We start from the raw sequence: 21,519 nt of genomic DNA on the forward strand, positions 1-21,519 counted from the left end.
GCCCGGTCCCATTCCGAACCCGGAAGCTAAGCCTGACAGCGCCGATGGTACTGCAACCGAAGGGTTGTGGGAGAGTAGGACACCGCCGGACTAACTTCAGGACAGGGTCCTGACCAGGGTCGAGAACCCCAACAGGTTCTCCCCGGTCAGGGCCCTGTCTCTTTTCATGTCCACGCACGGACTAGAATGGTCCGTTGGCCCGCCTTGTGGCTGGCCGGGTATCGAAACTTTTCAATAGTGGCAGGAGGCCAGGTGTCCGAGTTCGGTCGACGTGACTCAGATGATGGCGCGTCCGGCCGGTCGGGTCGCCGGGACGACAGTCCCCGCGGAGGCCGGTCTGACGCGCAGCGAGGTGACCGGCGCGGTTCCGCCGGCGGCAGGCAGGACCGGGGCGGCCGCGACGGCGGCTACCAGGGCCGCCCGCGCCGTGACGACCGCGGTGCCCGCGGTTCCGGCAGCTATCCCGGCAAGCCCGCGCGCAGTGGCGACGGCTCCCGCGACCAGCGGTCCGGTGGTCGTTTCGGCGGCCAGGGACGCGACGAGAACCGCCCGCGCTACAACAACGACGACCGTCGTGGTTCCGGTGCCGGCGACCGCCGTGACGACCGGTCCGGCGGCCGCGACAACGACCGTCGCGGTGGCTACCGCGGTGGCGACAACCGTGGCGGTTACCGCTCGGACAGCCGTGGTGGCGACAGCCGCGGCGGCTACCGGTCCGACAGCCGCGACAGCCGCGACAGCCGGGACAACCGCGGCGGCGATCGCGGTGGATACCGGGGTGGCGACAACCGCGGCAGCGACCGCGGAGGTTACCGCTCGGACAACCGGGGCAGTGACGACCGCGGTGGCTACCGGTCCGACAACCGGGGTGGCGACCGCGGCGGGTACCGCTCGTCGGACAGCCGTTCCGAGCGTCGCTACGACAACCGTTCGGACAGCCGCTCGGACAACCGTTCCGAGGGCCGCTACGAGAAGCGCTCCGACAGCCGCCCGGCCCGTTCCGGCTACGGCTCGGACAACCGCGGCCGGTCTGACGACCGCCCGTCCGGCAACCGCTACGAAGGACGCCCTCAGGGCAAGTCCTACGGCGACCGTGACAACCGAGGCGGCGAGGACCGGCGTCCGTCCTACCGCGACCGCGACGACCGCGGCGGCTCCCGGTCCGGCGGGTACAACGGCGACCGGCGCGGTTCGTCCTCGGGCGACCGTCGTCCCAGCGGTGGTGGCTACGAGCGCAAGTCCTACGGCGACCGCGACAACCGCGGGGACCGTCGCCCTTCCGGTGACCGGCCGGAGAAGCGGTACGACGACAAGCGCGGCGACTCCCGCGGCGGCGAAGGCCGGTTCGAGCGCAAGCGCGACGACCGTCCGCAGCGTGACCGTTCCGAGGGCCGCAAGGACTTCCGTTCCTCGCCGCGCACCGAGGATAGGCCGGTCGACGACGAGACCTTGGCGCGTGAGCTGCTCGAGGCGCCGGAGCTGCCCGAAGGCATCGAGTTCTCCGATCTCGACGAGGAGGTCCGCCGGGAGCTCCGCACCCTGCCCAAGGCGCTCGCGGAAACCGTCGGCAAGCATCTCGTAGCGGCCGGCGGCCTCGTCGACGAAGACCCCGAAGCCGCCATGGAGCACGCGAAGTACGCGAAGGCGAAGGCGTCGCGGGTCCCGATCGTCCGTGAGGCGCTCGGCCTGGTCGCCTACCACGCGGGCAACTGGTCCGAGGCGCTGTCCGAGCTGCGGGCCGTCCGCCGGATGACCCGGGCGGACGACCACATCGCGATCATCGCCGACGCCGAGCGCGCCATCGGCCGTCCGGAGCGGGCGCTCGACCTCGCGAAGGAGGTCGACAAGGAGCGCCTGTCCAAGGCGACCCAGATCGAGCTCGCGATCGTCGCCGCCGGTGCCCGGCGCGACCTCGGTCAGCTGGACGCCGCCGTCGTCTCCCTGCAGGGCGACGACCTCAAGGCGGAGAAGCGCGACCCGTGGAGCGCCCGGCTGTTCTACGCCTACGCCGACAACCTCGCCGCGGCCGACCGCAAGGACGAGGCGATCCGCTGGTTCCTGAACGCGGCGGAGGCCGACGAGGAGGACGAGACCGACGCCGCCGAGCGCGCCGCGGAGCTCACGAATGGCTGACGCCCTGTCGGCCGGGTACGACGCGGTCCTGTTCGACCTCGACGGCACGGTCTATCACGGCAGCGAAGTGGTCCCGGGCGCTCCGGAAGCACTCCGGGCGCTCCGGGACCACGGCACGGCAGTCCGCTGGGTGACCAACAACGCCTCCAAGGCGCCCGCGGAGGTCTCCGCGCACCTGGAGGCACTCGGACTGCCCGCCACTCCCGAAGAGGTCCACACGAGCTCTCAGGCCGCCGCCGCCCTGCTGGGTGAGCGGCTGCCTCAGGGCGCGGTGGTCCTCGTCGTGGGCACGGACTCGCTGGCCGCCGAGGTCGAGTCCGTCGGCCTCGAAACGGTTCGCGAAGCCGGTCCGGACGTGGCCGCCGTCGTCCAGGGGCATTCCCCGGAGAACACCTGGGCCGCTCTCGCGGAGGCGTGCCTCGCCATCCGCGCGGGCGCGCTGTGGGTGGCGACCAACGTCGACGCGACCCTGCCCAGCGAACGCGGTCTGCTGCCGGGCAACGGGTCGATGGTGGCCGCGTTGCGCCACGCCACCGGCGTCGAACCGCTGGTGGCCGGCAAGCCGGCGCCCGGCCTGTTCACGACGGCGGCGCGGGACGCGGGCGCGGAGCGTGCCCTCGTCGTGGGCGACCGGCTGGACACGGATATCGAGGGCGCGGTCGCGGCCGGGATCGACGCGCTCTGCGTCCTAACCGGGGTCGCCGACGCCGCGTCCCTGATCGCGGCGAGGCCCGAGGAGCGTCCGCGCTACCTCGCGGCGGACCTGTCCGGGCTGAGCAGCCGAGCGGATCTGCTCGAGATCGGGCCCAAGGACGGCTGGCGCGTCACCGCACAGGGTGACGTGCTCGAAGCCGACGGTGAGGGCGACCCCCTCGACCTGCTGCGCGCATTGTGCGCGGCGGCCTGGGAGTCGGGGATCACCGAGGTCCGTGGTGTGGGCGACACCGCCCGCGCCGCGCTCGGCGAGCTGCGCCTCGGCTGACCAGCGCTGCTAACTTGGTGGGGTGCAAGACCACTTCCACCCCGTGCCGCGACCGCCGGTGCCGGGCCCTCCGCCGGTGCCCGGGCCTCCGGCGGTCCAGGCCGATCAGTTCGCGCAGCAGGACACGGATCCCCGTGCCGGGATCGACGAAGCCGTGGCGGGTCTCGACGACCTCACCGCGCTTCCGCTCTCGGAGCACGTCGACCGTTTCGAGGCCGTGCACACCGAGCTGACGGTGGCACTGTCCACCATCGACAAGGTCTGACCGCGTGGCCAAACGCGCCCGCCTGGACGCGGAGCTCGTCCGGCGGGGTCTCGCCCGGTCCCGGGAGCAGGCCTCGGCGCTGATCGCCGAGGGCAAGGTCACCGTGCGCGGGATGGTGGCCACCAAACCCGCGACAGGGGTCGAGTCCGGCGCGCCGATCGTGGTGCGCGACGGTGACGACCCCGGCTGGGCCTCCCGCGGCGCGCACAAACTTCTCGGCGCGCTCGAAGCCTTCACCCCGCAAGGTCTTTCCACCGAAGGAAAGCGCTGCCTCGACGCGGGCGCCTCGACCGGTGGCTTCACCGACGTCCTGCTGCGCAACGGTGCCGCCACGGTGATCGCGGCCGACGTCGGCCGCGGCCTGCTGGACTGGCGTTTGCGTACCGACGACCGCGTGGTCGTCATGGACAAGACGAACGTCCGCAACCTGACCCCGGAAGACCTCGGCGGGCAGGTCGACCTCGTGGTCGGGGACCTCTCGTTCATCTCGCTCAAACTCGTGCTTCCCGCACTTTCCGCCTGCGCGCGGGACGGCGCGGATCTGGTGCCGATGGTGAAACCGCAGTTCGAGGTGGGCAAGGACCGGCTCGGCAGCGGTGGCGTCGTCCGTGACCCGGAGCTGCGGGCCGAATCGGTGCTCGGCGTGCTCGCCGAGGCCGAGAAGCTGGACCTGAACCTGCGCGGCGTCGTGGCGAGCCCGCTCCCCGGGCCGTCCGGGAACGTCGAATACTTCGTCTGGCTTACCCGCGGGGCGGGGGAGACCGCCGGCACCGACGCCGAGCGGCTCGTCCGGACCGCAGTCCTGGAGGGACCCCAATGAGCGATCGCGAGGTGCTGCTCGTCGTGCACCCGGACCGGGACGCGACCCGGGACGCGGCACGCGAGGTGTCGGCCCGGTTCGCCAAGGCCGGTGTGCGGCTGCGGGTGCTCGACGAGGACGTCCGGGAGATGCTGGAGGCGGACGGCGGGATCGGCGCGCCCTGCACGGTGATGGCGCCGGAACAGGATCCGGCCGCCGGCACCGAGCTGGTGTTCGTGCTCGGCGGTGACGGCACGCTGCTGCGGGCCGCGGAACTGGCAAGGCCGAACGGGGTCCCGGTCCTCGGCGTGAACCTCGGCCGTGTCGGCTTCCTGGCCGAGGCCGATTCGGACAAGCTCGCCGACACCGTCCAGCGGGCCGTCGACGGCGACTACCAGGTCGAAGAGCGGATGACCGTCGACGTCGTGGTCACTGTCGACGGTGAGGAGACCGTCAACACGTGGGCGCTCAACGAGGCCAGTGTCGAGAAGAGCTCGCGGGAGCGGGTGCTGGACGCGCTCATCGAGGTCGACGGAAGGCCCGTGTCGTCCTTCGGCTGCGACGGTGTCCTGTGCGCCACTCCGACCGGCTCGACGGCGTACGCGTTTTCCGCGGGCGGGCCGATCATCTGGCCGGACGTCCAGGCTCTGCTGGTGGTCCCGAGCAACGCGCACGCGATGTTCTCCCGGCCGCTGGTCGTCTCGCGGGACTCGGAGATCACCGTCGCCATCGATCCGGACGGTTCGCCCGCGGTCCTGACCTGCGACGGATCGCGAACCTTCGATCTTCCCGCCGGTGCGGCCGTGCGGGTCACCTGCGGCCGGGTGCCGGTGCGGCTGATCCGGTTGTGGGAAGGCCCGTTCACCGACCGGCTGGTGCACAAGTTCTCGTTGCCGATCAAGGGCTGGCGGGAGCGACACGCCCGCTGACGGCTGAGAGGAACGGGACTTTCCTTGCAAAATTTGCAAGGAAAGTCCCGTTCATCTCATGCCGGGTGCGGGAATGGTCGGGGTGGGCCGCTACGGTGGGCGTCGTGCTGGCCGAGATGCGCATCCAGGGCCTCGGAGTCATCGAGGACGCCCTGCTGGAACTGCACGCTGGCTTCACCGTGGTCACCGGTGAGACGGGTGCGGGCAAGACGATGGTCGTCAGCGGGTTGCACCTGCTCTCCGGCGGCCGAGCCGAAGTGTCCAAGGTGCGGACGGGAATGCTGAAGGCCTTCGTGGAAGGCCGATTCGAGCTGGGCGGTGCCGAGGGCGCCACCCGGATCGTCACCGACGCCGGGGCGGAGGTCGACGAGGACGGCAGCGTCATCGCGCTGCGCGCGGTCTCGGTCGACGGCCGGTCCCGTGCCCATCTCGGCGGCCGTTCGGTGCCGGTCGGTGTGCTGGCCGACCTGTCCGAACAGCTGATCGCGGTGCACGGGCAGAACGATCAGCTGCGGCTGCTGCGGCCCGCCGAGCAGCGCGCGGTGATCGACCGGTTCGCCGGTGAGGCCGTCACCGAGCCGCTCGAGCAGTACCGCGCGGTGCGGGACGAATGGCTCGCCGTCGTCGCCGAGCTGACCGAGCGCTCCACCCGCTCCCGCGAGATGGCCCAGCAGGCCGACCTGTTGCGCCACGGGCTCACCGAGATCGACGCCGTCGCGCCGGAACCCGGCGAGGACACCGAGCTCACCGAGCAGATCAAGCGGCTCGCCGCGGTCGACGAGCTGCGGTCCGCCGCGAGCGCCGCGCAGGCCGCCGTCTCGGGTTCGCCCGACGGAGACCCGGACGTGCCCGGCGCGCTGGGGCTGATCGGGGAGGCGACCCGCCATCTGACCGGTTCCGAGGACGCCGTCCTGCGTGAGCTCGGTCCCCGGCTGGACGAGGCCTCGGTGCTGTTGTCCGAAGTGGGCACCGAGCTGGGCAGCTACCTCGAAACGCTCGACGCGGATCCCGCGTTGCTGGAGAAGGTGCTCGCGCGCCAGGCCGACCTCAAGCGGCTCACTCGCAAGTACGCGGCGGATGTGGACGGCGTGCTCGCCTGGGCCGACGACGCCCGCCGCCGGATGTCCACGATGGACACCTCCGAGGAGGCGCTGGCCGAGCTGGCCAAGCGCCGCGACGAACTCGCCGTCACCCTGGCGGAACACGCCCTCACGCTGTCGGAGGCGCGTGTCGAGGCCGCCGCCGAACTCGCCGAGGCGATCACCGCCGAGATGTCCGGGCTCGCCATGGGGCAGGCCGAGATCGAGATCACCGTCGATCGGCGCACCGTCGACGAGAGCGACGCGCACGCGGTGAAGGTCGGCGGCAGGCTCGTGCACGCCGGGCCCGACGGCGTCGACGACGTCGAGTTGCTGCTGCGGGCGCACAACGGCGCGCCGCCGCTCCCGGTCCACAAGGCCGCTTCCGGCGGTGAGCTTTCCCGCGTGATGCTGGCGATCGAGGTCGTCCTCGCCCACGCGGACACCGTGCAGACACTGGTGTTCGACGAGGTCGACGCCGGGGTCGGTGGCCGCGCGGCGGTCGAGATCGGCAGGCGGCTCGCGCGGCTCGCGCGCAGTCACCAGGTCTTGGTGGTCACCCACCTGCCGCAGGTGGCCGCGTTCGCCGATCAGCATCTGGTGGTGGACAAGGGCACCAGCGGCGGCGTGACCCGCAGTGGTGTGCGCGTGCTCGAACAGTCGGAGCGTGTCGTCGAGCTCGCGCGCATGCTCGCCGGAATGGAAAGCACCGAGACCGGCCGGGCGCACGCGGAGGAACTGCTCGCCGTCGCCGAGGCCGACAAGAGCGCGCCGGAAAAGCCCAAGGCCCGTCGCGGTGGGAAGCGAAAGAAGGCGAAGTAGCCTTCCTCACTGCTTCTTCCCGGTCGGCCACGGCCGGACCAGTGTGGGTTAATCGGCGTGTTTCCATCGGCGTGGCGGACACGGAAGCCCGCGCGAATTTGTCACTATCGGTCGCATGAAGCTCACCGGCTTGCTCTCGCGTAACCAAGAGACCCTCCCCGGGATCACCGGCGTCGCCAGGGTCGACAGGCGTACGCGTGAGCTGCTTCGTCGGCTGAGCCCTGGCGACATCGTCGTCCTCGACCAGCTCGACCTCGACCGGTCGACGGCCGATGCCTTGGTGGAGGCCGAAGTCGCGGCGGTGGTGAACGCTTCGCCGTCGATCTCCGGCCGTTTCCCCAACCTGGGCCCGGAGATCCTGCTCGAGGCCGGGATCCCGCTGGTCGACTCGGTCGGCGGCGAACTGCTGCGCAAGGTCAAGGACGGCACGAAGCTCCGCCTGCACGAGGGCGTCGTCTACATCGGAGAGCGGCAGCTCGGCTCGGGCGTCCAGCAGACGCGGGAAAGCATCGCGGACCAGATGATCGAGGCCAAGGCCGGGATGTCGACCCAGCTGGAGGCCTTCTCCGCGAACACGATCGAATTCCTCCGCCGGGAACGCAGCCTCATCCTCGACGGCGTCGGCGTCCCGGAGATCCGTGTACCGCTGCGGGATCGGCACGCACTGGTGGTCGCGGGCGGCAACGGGCACGCCGAAGACCTCAAGAAGCTGAAGAAGTACATCTCCGAGCACCGGCCGGTGCTGATCGGGGTGGACGCCGGGGCCGACACCCTGCGCGCGCAGGGCTATCAGCCGGACGTCATCGTCGGCGACCCGCACGGGATCGGCGCCGAGACCCTGCGCAGCGGTGGCGAGGTCGTGGTCCCGGCGCAGCCGGACGGGCACGCGCCGGGTGTCGAGCGCATCCAGGACCTCGGCATCGGCGCGGTCACCTTCCCCGCGACGGGCAACGCCGAGGATCTCGCGCTGCTGCTGGCCGACGCGCACGAGGCGAGCCTGGTGGTCACCGTCGGATTCCAGGCGACACTGCGGGAATTCCTCGACCACGGCCGGTCCGGGTCGAACCCGTCGACGTTCCTCACCAGGCTGAAGCTCGGCACGAAACTGGTCGATGGCAAGGCGGTCGCGACCCTGCACCGCAGCCGGGTGTCCATCGGCGCCATCGTCCTGCTGGTCGTCGCGACCTTGGTGGCCGTCGCGGCCGCGCTGCTGGTGTCGGATGTGGGTTCGGTCTACCTCGACTGGATCCGCGACACCTGGAACTCGTTCATCGCCTGGGGCAAGGGACTCTTCAAGTGATTTCATTGCGGTACCACATCGTTTCCATCGCCGCCTGTTTCCTGGCCCTCGCCCTCGGCGTGGTGCTCGGGTCGACGGCGCTGAACGGTTCCCTGCTTTCGGGGCTCGCCAGCCAGAAGGAGGATCTGGGTTCCCAGGTCGCGGATCTGGAGGCGCAGCGCAATTCGCTCAACGCCAGGCTCGGCGACGCGGACGCGTTCGCCGGCGCGATGGGGCCGAAGGTCGTCGCGGGGCAGCTGGACAAGCGTTCGGTGGTGCTGGTGACCACCGAGGACGCGAAGCCCGCGGACCGCGACGCGCTCAAGCAGCTCGTCGGGCAGGCGGGCGCCGCCGTCACCGGCGAGATCCAGCTGACCGAGGCGTTCTCCGACCCGATGCGGTCCGATCAGCTGCGTGACGTCGTGTCGCGGCTGCAGCCCGCCGGTGTCCAGTTCCCGACCGCGGGTGACCCCGGCACCCTCGCGGGCGCGCTGATCGGCTCCGTGGCGTTGCTGAACAAGGACAACGCGCAGCCGCAGTCCACCCCGGTGGAGCTGGCGGCCGCACTCGGCGGGCTCACCGACGGCGGATTCCTCAAGACCGGCGGGGACGTGAAGCCCGCGCAGCTCGCGATCGTGCTCACCGGCTCCAAGTACACCGGCGACGGCGCGGGTGACCGCGCCTCGACCATCGCGCGTTTCGCCGCGCAGCTCGACCGCTCCGGTGCGGGCACCGTCCTGGCGGGCGACGCGGGATCCGCCGACGGCACCGGCGCGATCGGTGTCGTCCGCGCCGACACGTCGTCGACCTCCATCCTGTCCACTGTGGACAACGCGGAGACCGCGGCCGGCCGGGTCACCACGATCATGGCCCTGCGGGAGCAGCTCGAAGGCGGCGCGGGCCGGTACGGTATCGCGGGTAACGCTCAGGCTCCCGCCCCCGGGATCGCCGCCGCCGGCAACTGACCCCTTCGCATTTCGTCCTCTGGATGCGGTACTTGCGTGTGCAAGGACCGCATCCAGAGGACTAAACGCGGGGCCAGAGACGGGTTTTCGGGAGCGGACGGGCGTAGGAACCGGCTCGGCTGGTCTTGAGGTTCAGCGCCACCAGCGATTCGGCGAGGCGGACGGCGGCGGCGACGCCGTCGATCACCGGGATGTCCAGCATCGCCGAGATACGGCGATCGAGGCCGGTCATCCCGGCACAGCCGAGAACGAGGACCTCCGCGCCCGCGTCCCGGGCCCGGCGTCCGGCGGTCAGCAAGGCCGATTCCGTCCGGCGTTCGTCGGTCAGTTCGAGGACGCCGAGCCCCGCGCCGAGGACGCCGACACAGTTCTGCGCGACGCCCGCGGAGTGCAGGCTGTCCTCGATGAGCCCGCACGTCCGGTCCAATGTGGTCACGACGCCATAGCGTCTTCCCAGCAGGCAGGCCAGATGCGCGGCGGCCTCGGTGATGTCGACGACCGGGACGTCGAGCAGTTCCCTCGCGCCTTCCCGTCCGTGCTCGCCGAAACCGGCCATCACGAGCGCGTCGAAGGGCTCGTCCAGCCCGTTGAGAAGGTCGAGGACGGCCGCGGCGCTCAGGAAGCTGTCCAGCCACCCCTCGGCGGATTCCGGCCCCCACGACGGTGTTCTGGCCAGGATCTCGGTGCCGGGACTCGCGGCGGCGCGGGCGCCCGCCTCGATCTCCTTGGTCATCGCCTCGGTGGTGTTGCAGTTGGTGACCAGGATCCGCATCACGCGACCCGCTGCTTGCGTGACACCACGAAATAAAGGGCCGCGGCGGAAGCGGTGCCGATGAACCACGAGTACGGCGCGGCGGGGGCGAAGAACGGCACCAGGGCGATGATCGCGGACAGCGCCGCCGTGGGCAGGAAGGTGACCATCGCCCGCGGGTTGAACCCGCGCTTGTAGTGGTATGGCGAATCAGGTCCGGCCACGAACAGCTTGCCCACGTCGATCCGGCCGCGTTTCACCAGGTAGTAGTCCACGATCATGATGCCGAACAGTGGGCCGAGGAAGGCCCCGAGGCCGCCGAGGAAGTAGTTGACCACAGCGGGGGAGGAGTACAGCTTCCACGGCAGCACGCACAACGCCGCGACCGCGCTGATCATCCCGCCGATGGTGAACGTGATCCGTTTCGGCCAGATATTGGCCAGGTCGTAGGCGGGGGAGACGAAGTTCGCGACGATGTTCACGCCCATGGTGGCGATCGCGAAGGTCAGCGCGCCGATGATCAGCACTGGTGTGTTGTCGATGCGCGCCAGCAGTTCGGCGGGATCGGTGATGGCTTCGCCGAACACCTGGAGGCTGCCCGCCGTGACCAGTACCGACAGTAGCGCGAACGCCGTCGAGTTGATCGGCAGACCCCAGAAGTTGCCGCGCCGCACGGTTTTCTGGTTCGGGGCGAACCGGGAGAAGTCGCAGAAGTTGAGCATCAGGGTGCCGTAGATGGACAGGATCAGGCCGACGGCGCCGAACCATTGCCGTACTTGCTCCCCTGTGGACAGTGCTTTCGGGTTGCTGGTCAAGGAGATGTTCCAGTCGGCGGCGGCCAGCACCCAGACGGCGAGCGCGATCATCACGACCCAGATGCCCGGACCGCACCAGTCCTGGAACTTGCGTACGGCCTCCATGCCGCGGGTGAGCACAAGCGCCTGCGCGAGCCACAACGCGATGAAACAGATCCATCCGAGGGCGTGCAGGCCGAGGAAACCGACCTCTGTCAACGGTTTCAGCCCCGGATCGATCGCGAGCACCAGCAGCGTGATGGCCACGGAGGCGAGATAGGTCTGGATGCCGTACCAGAAGATCGCGATGATCGCGCGGATCAGCGCCGGCAGGTTCGCTCCGAAGGTGCCGAAGCTGATGCGGGCGACGACGGGGAAGGGAACGCCGGTCTTCTGGCCGATCCGGCCCATCAGGTTCATGCCGAAGTAGATGAGCACGAAACCGGTCAGCAGGGCGGTGAACACCTGCCACGCCGAAAGCCCGAGGACGAACAGGCCCGCCGCGAAGGTGTAGTTGCCGAGGTTGTGCACGTCCGACATCCACAGCGCGAAGATGTCGTAGACCTTCCAGCGGCGTTCCTTCGCCGGGGCGAGGTCTTCGTTCCAGAGCCGGGGATCGGCGTTCTCGGTGGTAGGCGCTTCGGACCGGGTTGCTGGGGCGGCGGTCATGCGGGCCTCCGATCGACGGGGAGCCGGTCGATTTGGTATCCCAAAATTTGGCATCCCAAATATCACCCCGCGGTGGCCCGCCGTCAAGGTTTCTGCCGATAAACTCGGGTTACGAGCTGTTACGGCAGTGTTGAAGAGGGGGTCAGGTGGCCGAGGAAGGACAGCGTCAGCCGCTGGCCGCGACCCGGCAGCGGGTCCGCGACGAGCTGCGTGAACGTATCCTCGCCGGACGGCTGAAGCCGGGGGACAGGCTGGTCGAACGCGAACTCGCCGAGGATCTCGGCGTCTCGCGTGTGCCGGTGCGCGAAGCCATCCGCAGCCTGGAGGCCGAAGGGTTCCTCGCCGTCCAGTCGCCCCGCCGGATCGTCGTACGCCAGCTGGCCAGGGCCGACGTCGAGGAGCTGTTCGACGTCCGTGAGGCGCTCGAAGGACTCGCCGCCGGGCTGGCCGCCGAACGGGCGGGCAAAGCCGAACTCCGCGCGCTCGAACGGCTGCTCACCGACGCCGCCCGCGCGACCGAGAGTGGCGACCCGGCCCGGATCACCCTGCTCAACACCCGCTTCCACGATCAGATCGTCGCGCTCGCGGGCAACGGCCTGCTGCACGAGATCCTTCGCCCGCTCGAGGGCAGGCTGCGCTGGCTGATCAGCCAGAACGAACACTGGGGCGAACTGCTCGACGAGCACCGCCGCCTCTACGACGCGATCGCATCGGGGGACGCCGACCGTGCGCGGGCGCATGCCGTCGAGCACGTGCGGGTCAACCGGGCAGTGACGTTGAAGACGCTGTTCCCCGAGGATGACGGAGAACGCTCCGCGGGCTGAACTCGCCTAGCCGAGCATCGAGGTCCAGGCCTCGGCGAATCCGGGGAAGGTCTTCCCGACCGTCCCCGGATTCTCCACCTCGACCCCTTCGACCTTCAGCCCGAGCACCGCGGCCGCCATCACCAGCCGGTGATCGTCGTAGGTGCGGAACTTCCCGCCGTGGAGCGGCGCCGGGGTGATCCGCAGGCCGTCCTCGGTCTCGCGGACGTCGGCGCCGAGCGACGACAGTTCGGTGGCGAGCGCGGTCAGCCGGTCGGTCTCGTGACCGCGCAGATGCGCCACTCCGGAGATGACCGACGGCCCCTCGGCGAGGCACAGCAGCGCCGCGATCACCGGTGTCAGCTCGCCGACGTCGTGCAGATCCAGTTCGACGCCGGGGATCGTGCCGCCGCCGGTGACCGTCAGGCCCGCCGCGTCGAGTTCGGCGGTGGCGCCGAGGACGGGCAGCAGGCTGCGCAGCCAGTCCCCGGGCTGGGTCGTCCGCTGCGGCCAGCCCGCGATCCGCACCGTGCCGCCGGTCGCGACCGCGGCGGCGACGAACGGCGCCGCCGTCGAGAGGTCCGGCTCGACGATGTACTCGGGACAGGAAAGCCGTGTCGGGGCGACGTGGAACTCGGTGCCCTCGCGGTCCACGGTGGCCCCGAAACGGCGCAGCATCTCGACCGTCATCGCGATATGCGGTTCGCTCGGCACCTGGCCGCCCACGAGGCGCACGGTGACACCCTGCTGGAACGACGGCCCGGCGAGCAGCAGCGCGGACAGGAACTGGCTCGACGCCGAGGAGTCCAGATCGACCCTGCCGCCTCGCAGACCGCCTTCGCCGTGGACGGTGAAGGGCGGTGCCTCGCGGCGGTCGTCGTCGATACGGGCGCCGAGGTCGCGCAGCGCCTTCAGCAACGGCCCGATGGGGCGGCGGCGGATGGCCTCGTCGCCGTCGAACAGCGCCGGACCGGTGCCCAGCGTGGCGAGCGCGGGGGTGAACCGGGCGACCGTGCCCGCGTTGCCGAGCTCCACCCGGATGGTCTCGTCGGGATGGACGCGGCCGGGGCCGAGCGGGTGCACGAGGTAGCCGCCGATGCTGCCCTGCGAGTGGGCGCCGAGGGCGTAGATGGCGCCGAGCATGAGGCGCGCGTCCCGGGAGTCGAGCGGGGTCCGCACCCGCGTCGGCGCGCTGGCGAGCGCGGCGAGGACGTAGGCCCGGTTGGTGATCGACTTCGAACCGGGGACGCGGATGTCCGCGTCCAGCGGGCCTTCCGCGACCGGTGCGGTCCAGGTGTCGTGCGCGTCTGTCACGCCGCGAGGGTAGCGGTTTTCCACTCCATCGGACGCTTGCGGCGTGGCCGATGAGCGCTACGGCGGGCGTGCGATAAGGTGGAAGCCCGTGGGACTTCAGTCGCGGGCTACCAAGTATGTCTTTGTCACCGGAGGCGTTGCCTCCTCTCTGGGTAAGGGACTCACGGCTTCCAGCCTGGGTCAGCTCCTTACCGCACGTGGGCTCCGGGTCACGATGCAGAAGCTGGATCCGTACCTCAACGTCGATCCAGGCACCATGAACCCGTTCCAGCACGGTGAGGTGTTCGTCACCGACGACGGCGCCGAAACCGATCTGGACATCGGGCACTACGAGCGTTTTCTCGACCGGGCTCTCGACGGCAAGGCGAACGTCACCACCGGGCAGGTGTACTCCGAGGTCATCGCCAAGGAACGCCGCGGTGAGTACCTCGGCGACACCGTGCAGGTCATCCCGCACATCACCGACGAGATCAAGGCGAGGATCACCGCCGCGGCGGGCGCCGACGAGGACGGGAACAGCCCGGACGTCGTGATCACCGAGGTCGGTGGCACCGTCGGCGACATCGAGTCGCTGCCGTTCCTGGAGGCCTGCCGTCAGGTCCGCCACGACGTCGGCCGCGACCAGTGCTTCTTCCTCCATGTCTCGCTGGTCCCGTACCTCGCCCCGTCGGGTGAGCTGAAGACCAAGCCGACCCAGCACTCGGTCGCCGCGCTGCGCAACATCGGTATCCAGCCCGACGCGCTCGTCTGCCGCGCCGACCGCGAGCTGCCGGAGGACCTCAAGCGCAAGATCGGCCTGATGTGCGACGTCGACACCGAGGCCGTCATCGCCTGCCCCGACGCGCCGTCGATCTACGACATCCCGAAGGTGCTGCACCGTGAGGCGCTCGACGCCTACGTGGTGCGCCGTCTCGGGCTGCCGTTCCGCGACGTCGACTGGACGGTGTGGGGCGACCTGCTCGACCGCGTGCACAACCCGTCGGAGACGGTGCGGGTCGCGGTCGTCGGCAAGTACATCGACCTGCCGGACGCGTACCTCTCGGTGACCGAGGCGCTGCGCGCGGGCGGGTTCGCCCACCGCGCCAAGGTCCAGATCGCCTGGGTCCCCTCGGACTCCTGCGAGACCCCGGCCGGCGCCGCGGCCGCGCTGTCCGATGTGGACGGTGTGCTGATCCCCGGCGGGTTCGGCATCCGCGGTATCGAGGGCAAGGTCGGCGCCATCGCCTACGCCCGCACCCACGGGCTGCCGCTGCTGGGCCTGTGCCTCGGCCTGCAGTGCATGGTGATCGACGCGGCGCGGAACCTGGCCGGGATCAAGGACGCGAACTCGGCCGAGTTCGAGGACGGCCCGAACCCGGTCATCTCCACGATGGCCGACCAGCGCGACGTCGTCGCGGGCGAGCGCGACATGGGCGGCACGATGCGGCTCGGCGCTTACGTCGCGAAGCTCAAGCCGGGCTCGCAGGTCGCGAAGGCGTACGGCAGCACCGAGGTCTCCGAGCGGCACCGTCACCGCTACGAGGTCAACAACGCCTACCGCAAACGCCTTTCCGACGCCGGGCTGGTGTTCTCGGGCACCTCGCCCGACGACCACCTGGTCGAGTTCGTGGAGCTGCCCGCCGACAAGCACCCGTTCTTCGTCGGCACCCAGGCGCACCCGGAGCTCAAGAGCCGCCCGACCCGGCCGCACCCGCTGTTCAGCGCGTTCGTGAAGGCCGTCGTGGACCGCAAGGTCGCCGAGCGGCTGCCGGTCGAGCTGGCCGAGGCCCCGCAGACGGTGGCCAGGTGACCGAACCCGGCAAGCACGAGTTCACCGTCGCGTCCACAAGGGACGTCCACATCGGACGCGTCGTGGGGCTGCGGGTCGACGAGGTCGTGATGCCCGGCGGCGGCACCGCCCGCCGTGAGGTCGTCGAGCATCTCGGCGCGGTCGCCGTCGTGGCACTGGACGCGGACGGCGCGGTGACGCTGATCCACCAGTACCGCCACCCGATCGGGCGGCGGCTGTGGGAACTGCCCGCCGGGCTGATCGACAAGGCGGGGGAGGACCCCGTCGGCGCGGCCAAACGCGAGCTGGTCGAGGAGGTCGGGCTCAGCGCCGAACGCTGGGAGACCCTGGTCGACGTCGCGGCGTCGCCCGGCTTCACCGACGAGGTCGTGCGCGTCTACCTCGCCCGCGAACTGTCCGAAGTGGACAGGGAGATCCTCGGCGAGGAGGAGGCCGACCTCGTCATGCGGAAGTTCCCGCTCGCCGAGGCGGTCCGGATGGCGCTGGCGGGTGAGCTGGTGAACGGGGCGACCGTCGGTGGCGTGCTCGCCGCGCACGCGGTGCTTTCGGGGGCGGCTTCGTCGCGGCCTTCGGACGCGCCTTGGGAGGACCGGCCGACGAAGTTCGCTTCGCGCGGTCTCTGACCCCCTTCGCGCGCTAGGAACGGTCCTTTCCTTGCAAATTTTGCAAGGAAAGGACCGTTCCTAGCATTCGGGGAGCGCGGGGGTCAGTCGCGGAGACGGCGGCCTTGCGCGTCGGTGCCGCCGTTCGCCAGCAGCACGATCCCGTCGACCATCGGCCAGACCACCCCGACGCCGCAGGTGACCAGCACGACCGCCAGTTGGCCGAGGGCGAGACCGACGTGCCCGGTGTAGAACCGCCCGATCCCGAACGGCAGCACGATCTGCAGCACCCCGGCGGCGATCTTCGACTTCGGCGAGTAGGGCAGCACCGCGGCGGGCTGCTGATACACGGGCACGAACGGCGGCGGGTCGAACCTCGGCGCCAGGTACTTCGGATGCGGCGACGGCAGATCCTGGAACAGCGGCCGGAGTTCGCCGAGCGTCACGGCCTCGTACGCGGCGAGGACGCGGCCCTCGTACTCGTCCGGGGTGAGCCTGCCTTGGCTGTAGTGGTCGCCGAGCAGTCGCGCGGCCTCTTCGCGCTCGGCCGTGCCGACGCGCATCTCCTCCGGGTCCGGTTGCTGCGACATGCTCCCAAGGTAGCCCGTTTCACACCCGCGGCGCGGCACGCGCGGCGAACCCCCGATCGGGTCGCGGTGGTCCTAGAGTGTCCGTGTGTCACGGGCCGGCGGTACCGGAGTCGCCCAGGTGGTCGCCGCATACCTCGACCATCTGGTGGTCGAGCGCGGAACCGCGAGGAACACCCTCGACAGCTACTCCCGTGACCTGCGCCGGTACACCGCGTACCTCGGCGACGCCGACGTCGAGCGCTTCGCCGACGTCACCTCGGCCCACATCACCTCGTTCGGCGCGGCGCTGCGCGAAGGCGACGAAGAGCATCGCCCGCTGGCCGCGTCCTCGGCGGCCCGCGCGCTCGTCGCGGTGCGGGGGCTGCACAAGTTCGCGCACGCCGACGGCATCACCGAGAACGACCCGGCTCGCGAGGTCCGCCCGCCCGCAGCGGCCAAACGGCTGCCCAAGGCGCTGCCGGTCGGCGACGTGCTGAAACTGCTCGAAACGCCGCCACCCGAGGGCGAACGGCCGCTGCGGGACAGGGCGCTGCTGGAACTGCTCTACTCCACCGGCGCGCGGATCTCCGAGGCCGTCGGGCTCGACGTCGACGACATCGACGACGCCGAACGGACCGTGCTGCTCGACGGCAAGGGCGGCAAACAGCGCATCGTGCCGATCGGCCGTCCCGCGCTGGAAGCGGTGCACGCGTACCTCGTCCGCGCGCGGCCCGCCCTCGCCACCCACGGCCGGGGGACGCCGGCGATGTTCCTGAACGCCCGCGGCTCCAGGCTTTCCCGGCAGAGCGCGTGGCAGGTTCTCAAGGACACCGCGGAATCGGCGGGGATCACGGCGGGCGTTTCCCCGCACACGTTGCGCCATTCCTTCGCCACGCATCTGCTCGAAGGCGGCGCCGACGTCCGCGTCGTGCAGGAGCTGCTCGGCCACGCTTCGGTGACCACCACTCAGGTGTACACGCTGGTCACGGTCAACACGCTCCGCGAGGTTTACGCGACAGCACATCCTCGCGCGCTCGGCTAATCACCCCGGTCGATCACGGCGTGCCTCGTTGGCTCGACTCACGAATCGCGCATAGGCTGCCGAGGATCCTGCCGAAGAGGAGCTTTCGCGTTATGTCGACACCGAACGAGCCGGCGAAGCCGTCCGCGTCCGCCGGTTCGGCTGCCGCGAGCCTCAGCCAGGTCACCATCGCAACCCCCGCCGAACACGACGGCGACGAACCGTCGGAGGACACGATCTCTTCCCGCGGCCGCAAGGCCAAGCGCGCCAAAGAAGCCAAGCAGCAAGAACGCGACGACGACGGCATCGGGCCCACCGGCCGTCCGTATCGCGAGATCCCCGACCCGCCGCCGCTGGAACGGCACGGCCCCGCACTGGTGATGGCCATGTGCAACCAGAAGGGCGGCGTCGGCAAGACCACCTCGACCATCAACCTCGGCGCGGCGCTGGCCGAATGCGGCCGCCGGGTGCTGCTGGTCGACTTCGATCCGCAGGGCGCGCTCTCGGTCGGCCTCGGCATTCAGCCGCACGAGCTGGACCAGACGGTCTACAACGTCATCATGGAGCGCTCGGTCAGCATCACCGACGTCATCCGGAAGACCCGGGTGGACGGCGTCGACCTGCTGCCGAGCAACATCGACCTGTCCGCGGCCGAGGTCCAGTTGGTCGCAGAGGTAGGACGCGAACACACTTTGTTACGGGTCCTTCGTCCGGTCATGAACGACTACGACTATGTTCTTGTCGACTGCCAGCCCTCGCTAGGCCTGCTGACGGTGAACGCACTGACCGCCGCGGACGGTGTGATCATCCCGCTGGAGTGCGAGTTCTTCAGTCTGCGAGGCGTAGCGCTCCTGATCGACACCATCGAGAAGGTGCAGGAACGCCTCAACCCCAAACTGGACATCACCGGGATTCTCGCCACCATGTACGACCCGAGAACCCTGCACTCGAAGGAGGTCATGGCGAGAGTGGTGGAGGCATTCGGCGACACCGTGTTCGACACGGTGATCAACCGCACCGTGCGGTTCCCCGAGACGACGGTCGCGGGCGAGCCGATCACGACCTGGGCACCCAAATCAGCGGGCGCGGCGGCCTATCGCGCGCTGGCACGTGAGGTGATCGCTCGGTGAGCAGGCGAGCTTCCCTGCCCGGAGCGTCCGAACTTTTCAGGATCACCTCCAGCCCCGCCCTCGATCTCCCGCCCGCGCCCGAACAGCCCGCCCCCGCCAAGGGGAACGGCAACGGGAACGGATCCGGGACCGAGACGGGGCACGCGCACAAGGATCAGCTGACCCGGGCCGCGCGCAGCGGTTCCGGGCGGACCAAGCACGACGCGAAGATCACCGTCTACGTCTCCGGCGACGAACTGCTGGCGATGGAGCAGGCCAGGCTGAACCTCCGGGCGAAGCACGGCCTCGTACTCGATCGCGGCAGGCTGGTCCGCGAGGCGGTGGCCGTGCTGCTGGCCGACTTCGACGCGGCGGGCGAGGACTCGGTCCTCGTCCAGCGCCTGCGGGCGGGCAGCGAGGACGGGAAAGAGACCGAGAACTGATGGACGACCCGGCCGCGGCTGCTCCCAGCGGCTCAGAGCCGGTCGAGCGGACAGAGGCAGACGAGACCCCCGCCGTGCACGAGACCGTGCACGGCGGGATGGTCCCCGAAGGACTGGCCAGCGAAGAGCTGAGCACGTCCAAGTTCAAGGTGCACCTGGAGAACTTCGAGGGCCCCTTCGACCTGCTGCTCCAGCTGATCTCGCAGCACCAGCTCGACGTCACCGAAGTCGCGTTGCACCGGGTCACGGACGATTTCATCGCCTACACCCGTGCGCTCGGCACGGAGTGGAATCTCGACGAGACGACCGAGTTCCTGGTCATCGCGGCGACCCTGCTCGACCTCAAGGCGGCGCGGCTGCTGCCCGCCGCCGAGGTGGAGAGCGAAGACGACCTCGCCCTGCTCGAAGCACGGGACCTGCTGTTCGCGCGCGTGCTGCAGTACCGGGCGTACAAGCAGGTCGCGGCGCTGTTCGGCGAACTGGAGGCCGGCGCGCTGCGGCGCTACCCGCGCTCGGTCGCGCTCGAAGACCGGTTCATGGGCCTGCTGCCCGAGGTGATGCTCGGCGTCGACGTGGGGAAATTCTCCGAGATCGCGGTCGCGGTCTTCAAACCGAAGCCGCCGCCGACGGTGTCGATCGCGCATATCCACATGGGCCGCGTCTCGGTGCGCGAGCACGCCGCGCTGCTGCGGCTCAAACTCGCGGAACGAGGCGAAGCGACCTTCGGCGAACTGGTCGAGGACTGCGAGCACACCGTCGAGATCGTGGCGCGCTTCCTCGCGCTGCTGGAGCTGTACCGGGAGTCCTCGGTCCAGTTCGAGCAGCTGGAGGCGCTCGCCGAACTGCATGTGCGCTGGACCGGCGGGTCCGTGGCGGAGGCGTCGGTGGCGGCCGAACAGGATCGCGCCGCCGTCGAGGACGAGGAGTACGGGTGAGCCCGGAGAACAGCGAAGAGACCGAAGTGACCGAAGAGGCCCAGGCGGAGACTCCTGCCGCCGAAGCGGAGCCGCCCGCCGACGAGGGGCTCGTGGCGGCAGGTGACGGCGACTATCCCGACGTCACCTCCGACGAGACGCTCGAAGCGGCGCTGGAGGCGTTGCTCCTGGTCGTCGACTCGCCGATCAGCGAGGAATCGCTCGCCGAGACGGTCGGGCAGCCCGCGTCGCGGGTGACCGTGGCGCTGCGCACGATGGCGCAGAAGTTCACCGAGCGGACCAGCGGAATCGACCTGCGCCGAGTCGGCGAAGGGTGGCGGTTCTACACTAGGGACGTCTATGCCCCGTTCGTGGAGAAGCTTCTGCTCGACGGCCAGCGTTCCAAGCTGACGCGAGCCGCACTGGAGAGCCTCGCCGTGATCGCCTATCGGCAGCCGGTGACCAGGGCCAGGGTCGCCGCCGTCCGAGGGGTGAATGTGGACGGGGTGATCAGGACGCTGCTGGCGCGCGGCCTGATCGAGGAGATGGGGACCGACCCCGAAACCACTGGCACGCTGTACGTGACGACCGAGCTGTTCCTGGAGCGACTGGGCCTGTCGTCCCTGGCCGACCTTCCGCCCATCGCTCCGTTGCTACCCGAAGTGGACACCATCGATGACATCTGACCCGCATCCCGACGGCATTCGGCTGCAGAAGGTCCTTTCGCAGGCGGGCGTCGCCTCCCGGCGCGCGGCCGAGGACCTGATCGTGCGCGGTCGCGTGAGCGTGGACGGCAAGGTGGTCACCGAACTCGGCCGCCGGGTCGATCCGGACAACTCCGTGATCCACGTCGACGGCACCCGCGTCCAGGTCCGCGAGGACCTCGTCTACCTCCTGCTGAACAAGCCCAAGGGCGTCCACAGCACGATGAACGACGACCGCGGCCGTCCGTGCGTCGGCGACTACCTGCGCGGCCGGTACGAGGAGACGCCCGGCATCGTGCACGTCGGCAGGCTCGACGAGAACACCGAGGGCCTCCTGCTGCTCACCAACGACGGCGACCTCGGTCACCGGCTGATGCACCCGTCGTTCCGTGTGCTGAAGACCTACTTCGCCGAGGTCGAGGGCATCGTCCCGCGCGGGCTCGGCAAGGAACTGCGCGCGGGTTTCGAGCTGCCGGACGGCATCGTCAAGGTCGACCAGTTCCGCGTCAAGGACATGCTGGCCGGGCGCACCCAGATCGAGCTGGTCATCCACGAAGGACGCAAGCACATCGTGCGGCGGCTCATGGCGGCGACCGGGCACCCGGTGCGCAAACTGGTCCGGACCGCGCTGGGCGACGTCCAGCTCGGTGCCCAGCGCTCCGGTTCGATCCGGCGGCTGAACCGCGGCGAGGTCGGCTCGCTGTACCGCGCCGTCGATCTGTAAGACTTTCCGCTCTACTACACAAGTGATCTCCGCGTTTAGCTCTCCCTGACGGGCTTTCAG

The 21,519-nt window shown here is 70.1% G+C and carries 21 protein-coding genes and 1 rRNA gene; 18 read left to right on the plus strand and 4 right to left on the minus strand.

Annotation, left to right across the window (positions count from 1 at the left end):
• From rrf to ACIBTM_RS45640, 9 genes are all read left to right on the plus strand, one after another.
• Positions 1 to 91 (plus strand): 5S ribosomal RNA (gene rrf, locus ACIBTM_RS45600); the annotation flags it as partial.
• A gap of 161 nt (positions 92 to 252) precedes the next feature.
• Positions 253 to 2,133, plus strand: coding sequence for a hypothetical protein (locus ACIBTM_RS45605; protein ID WP_395883346.1), 1,881 nt, complete (start codon positions 253 to 255; stop codon positions 2,131 to 2,133).
• Positions 2,126 to 3,115, plus strand: a complete 990-nt coding sequence (locus ACIBTM_RS45610; RefSeq protein WP_395883347.1) for an HAD-IIA family hydrolase — start codon at positions 2,126 to 2,128, stop codon at positions 3,113 to 3,115. Before ACIBTM_RS45605 ends, ACIBTM_RS45610 begins: the two co-directional genes overlap by 8 nt.
• A gap of 58 nt (positions 3,116 to 3,173) precedes the next feature.
• Positions 3,174 to 3,380, plus strand: a complete 207-nt coding sequence (locus tag ACIBTM_RS45615; protein ID WP_395871022.1) for a hypothetical protein — start codon at positions 3,174 to 3,176, stop codon at positions 3,378 to 3,380.
• 4 nt (positions 3,381 to 3,384) lie between these two features.
• Positions 3,385 to 4,200: a TlyA family RNA methyltransferase gene (locus ACIBTM_RS45620; RefSeq protein WP_395883348.1), complete on the plus strand. Its 816-nt coding sequence runs from the start codon at positions 3,385 to 3,387 to the stop codon at positions 4,198 to 4,200.
• Positions 4,197 to 5,108 carry an NAD kinase gene (locus tag ACIBTM_RS45625; RefSeq protein ID WP_037303235.1) on the plus strand — a complete coding sequence of 304 codons (912 nt, stop codon included), beginning with the start codon at positions 4,197 to 4,199 and terminating at the stop codon, positions 5,106 to 5,108. Before ACIBTM_RS45620 ends, ACIBTM_RS45625 begins: the two co-directional genes overlap by 4 nt.
• A 104-nt stretch (positions 5,109 to 5,212) precedes the next feature.
• Positions 5,213 to 7,009: a DNA repair protein RecN gene (gene recN / locus ACIBTM_RS45630; RefSeq protein WP_395883349.1), complete on the plus strand. Its 1,797-nt coding sequence runs from the start codon at positions 5,213 to 5,215 to the stop codon at positions 7,007 to 7,009.
• A gap of 115 nt (positions 7,010 to 7,124) precedes the next feature.
• Entirely contained in the window at positions 7,125 to 8,309 is a 1,185-nt protein-coding gene (gene steA, locus ACIBTM_RS45635) for a putative cytokinetic ring protein SteA (protein WP_395883350.1), read from the plus strand.
• The gene (locus ACIBTM_RS45640; RefSeq protein ID WP_395883351.1) at positions 8,306 to 9,253 is read left to right on the plus strand and encodes a copper transporter; all 948 of its coding nucleotides are present in this window, start codon (positions 8,306 to 8,308) and stop codon (positions 9,251 to 9,253) included. Before steA ends, ACIBTM_RS45640 begins: the two co-directional genes overlap by 4 nt.
• A 61-nt stretch (positions 9,254 to 9,314) precedes the next feature.
• On the opposite strand, the gene ACIBTM_RS45645 is transcribed toward ACIBTM_RS45640, so the two are convergent.
• Both ACIBTM_RS45645 and ACIBTM_RS45650 read right to left on the minus strand, forming a co-directional pair.
• Complete coding sequence (locus ACIBTM_RS45645) at positions 9,315 to 10,025, minus strand: aspartate/glutamate racemase family protein (protein ID WP_395883392.1); 711 nt, start codon at positions 10,023 to 10,025, stop codon at positions 9,315 to 9,317.
• Positions 10,025 to 11,467: an NCS1 family nucleobase:cation symporter-1 gene (locus ACIBTM_RS45650; protein ID WP_395883352.1), complete on the minus strand. Its 1,443-nt coding sequence runs from the start codon at positions 11,465 to 11,467 to the stop codon at positions 10,025 to 10,027. The genes ACIBTM_RS45645 and ACIBTM_RS45650 overlap by 1 nt, the downstream gene beginning before the upstream one ends.
• A gap of 146 nt (positions 11,468 to 11,613) precedes the next feature.
• Here ACIBTM_RS45650 and ACIBTM_RS45655 point away from each other — a divergent pair, with 146 nt between their 5' ends.
• A complete protein-coding gene (locus tag ACIBTM_RS45655; protein WP_395883353.1) occupies positions 11,614 to 12,291 on the plus strand; it encodes a GntR family transcriptional regulator in 678 nt (225 codons plus the stop codon).
• A 6-nt stretch (positions 12,292 to 12,297) separates the two neighbouring features.
• Here ACIBTM_RS45655 and aroA read toward each other — a convergent pair whose 3' ends face one another.
• The gene (gene aroA / locus ACIBTM_RS45660; protein WP_395883354.1) at positions 12,298 to 13,584 is read right to left on the minus strand and encodes a 3-phosphoshikimate 1-carboxyvinyltransferase; all 1,287 of its coding nucleotides are present in this window, start codon (positions 13,582 to 13,584) and stop codon (positions 12,298 to 12,300) included.
• 88 nt (positions 13,585 to 13,672) lie between these two features.
• Between aroA and ACIBTM_RS45665 the strand changes: the two genes are divergently transcribed.
• Positions 13,673 to 15,373: a CTP synthase gene (locus ACIBTM_RS45665; RefSeq protein ID WP_395883355.1), complete on the plus strand. Its 1,701-nt coding sequence runs from the start codon at positions 13,673 to 13,675 to the stop codon at positions 15,371 to 15,373.
• Entirely contained in the window at positions 15,370 to 15,996 is a 627-nt protein-coding gene (locus ACIBTM_RS45670) for an NUDIX domain-containing protein (protein ID WP_395883356.1), read from the plus strand. Before ACIBTM_RS45665 ends, ACIBTM_RS45670 begins: the two co-directional genes overlap by 4 nt.
• Before the next feature lie 83 nt (positions 15,997 to 16,079).
• Here the strand turns inward: ACIBTM_RS45670 and ACIBTM_RS45675 are convergent, their stop codons facing one another.
• Entirely contained in the window at positions 16,080 to 16,565 is a 486-nt protein-coding gene (locus tag ACIBTM_RS45675; RefSeq protein WP_395883357.1) for a DUF1707 domain-containing protein, read from the minus strand.
• Positions 16,566 to 16,683: 118 nt separating this feature from the next.
• On the opposite strand from ACIBTM_RS45675, the gene xerD reads away from it, so the two are divergent.
• The 6 genes from xerD to ACIBTM_RS45705 all read left to right on the plus strand — a co-directional run bounded on the left by xerD (position 16,684) and on the right by ACIBTM_RS45705 (position 21,459).
• Positions 16,684 to 17,586, plus strand: coding sequence for a site-specific tyrosine recombinase XerD (gene xerD / locus ACIBTM_RS45680; RefSeq protein WP_037348132.1), 903 nt, complete (start codon positions 16,684 to 16,686; stop codon positions 17,584 to 17,586).
• A 92-nt stretch (positions 17,587 to 17,678) separates the two neighbouring features.
• Positions 17,679 to 18,695, plus strand: a complete 1,017-nt coding sequence (locus ACIBTM_RS45685; protein ID WP_395883358.1) for a ParA family protein — start codon at positions 17,679 to 17,681, stop codon at positions 18,693 to 18,695.
• A complete protein-coding gene (locus tag ACIBTM_RS45690) occupies positions 18,692 to 19,117 on the plus strand; it encodes a cobyrinic acid a,c-diamide synthase (RefSeq protein ID WP_395883359.1) in 426 nt (141 codons plus the stop codon). Before ACIBTM_RS45685 ends, ACIBTM_RS45690 begins: the two co-directional genes overlap by 4 nt.
• Positions 19,117 to 20,052, plus strand: coding sequence for a segregation and condensation protein A (locus ACIBTM_RS45695; RefSeq protein ID WP_395883360.1), 936 nt, complete (start codon positions 19,117 to 19,119; stop codon positions 20,050 to 20,052). Before ACIBTM_RS45690 ends, ACIBTM_RS45695 begins: the two co-directional genes overlap by 1 nt.
• On the plus strand, positions 20,049 to 20,717 hold the full coding sequence (scpB, locus tag ACIBTM_RS45700) for an SMC-Scp complex subunit ScpB (RefSeq protein WP_395883361.1): 669 nt from the start codon (positions 20,049 to 20,051) through the stop codon (positions 20,715 to 20,717). The genes ACIBTM_RS45695 and scpB overlap by 4 nt, the downstream gene beginning before the upstream one ends.
• A complete protein-coding gene (locus ACIBTM_RS45705) occupies positions 20,707 to 21,459 on the plus strand; it encodes a pseudouridine synthase (protein ID WP_007035528.1) in 753 nt (250 codons plus the stop codon). Before scpB ends, ACIBTM_RS45705 begins: the two co-directional genes overlap by 11 nt.
• Positions 21,460 to 21,519: the final 60 nt, after the last annotated feature.

The sequence above is a fragment of the Amycolatopsis sp. NPDC049868 genome (assembly GCF_044461365.1).
Lineage (GTDB): Bacteria > Actinomycetota > Actinomycetes > Mycobacteriales > Pseudonocardiaceae > Amycolatopsis.

Coding starts and splice junctions, on each gene's coding strand:
- ACIBTM_RS45610 (WP_395883347.1), top strand. CDS start 2,126: ATGGCTGACGCCCTGTCGGCCGGGTACGACGCGGTCCTGTTCGACCTC.
- ACIBTM_RS45625 (WP_037303235.1), top strand. CDS start 4,197: ATGAGCGATCGCGAGGTGCTGCTCGTCGTGCACCCGGACCGGGACGCG.
- steA (WP_395883350.1), top strand. CDS start 7,125: ATGAAGCTCACCGGCTTGCTCTCGCGTAACCAAGAGACCCTCCCCGGG.
- ACIBTM_RS45645 (WP_395883392.1), bottom strand. CDS start 10,025: ATGCGGATCCTGGTCACCAACTGCAACACCACCGAGGCGATGACCAAG.
- ACIBTM_RS45650 (WP_395883352.1), bottom strand. CDS start 11,467: ATGACCGCCGCCCCAGCAACCCGGTCCGAAGCGCCTACCACCGAGAAC.
- ACIBTM_RS45675 (WP_395883357.1), bottom strand. CDS start 16,565: ATGTCGCAGCAACCGGACCCGGAGGAGATGCGCGTCGGCACGGCCGAG.
- ACIBTM_RS45685 (WP_395883358.1), top strand. CDS start 17,679: ATGTCGACACCGAACGAGCCGGCGAAGCCGTCCGCGTCCGCCGGTTCG.
- ACIBTM_RS45695 (WP_395883360.1), top strand. CDS start 19,117: ATGGACGACCCGGCCGCGGCTGCTCCCAGCGGCTCAGAGCCGGTCGAG.
- ACIBTM_RS45705 (WP_007035528.1), top strand. CDS start 20,707: ATGACATCTGACCCGCATCCCGACGGCATTCGGCTGCAGAAGGTCCTT.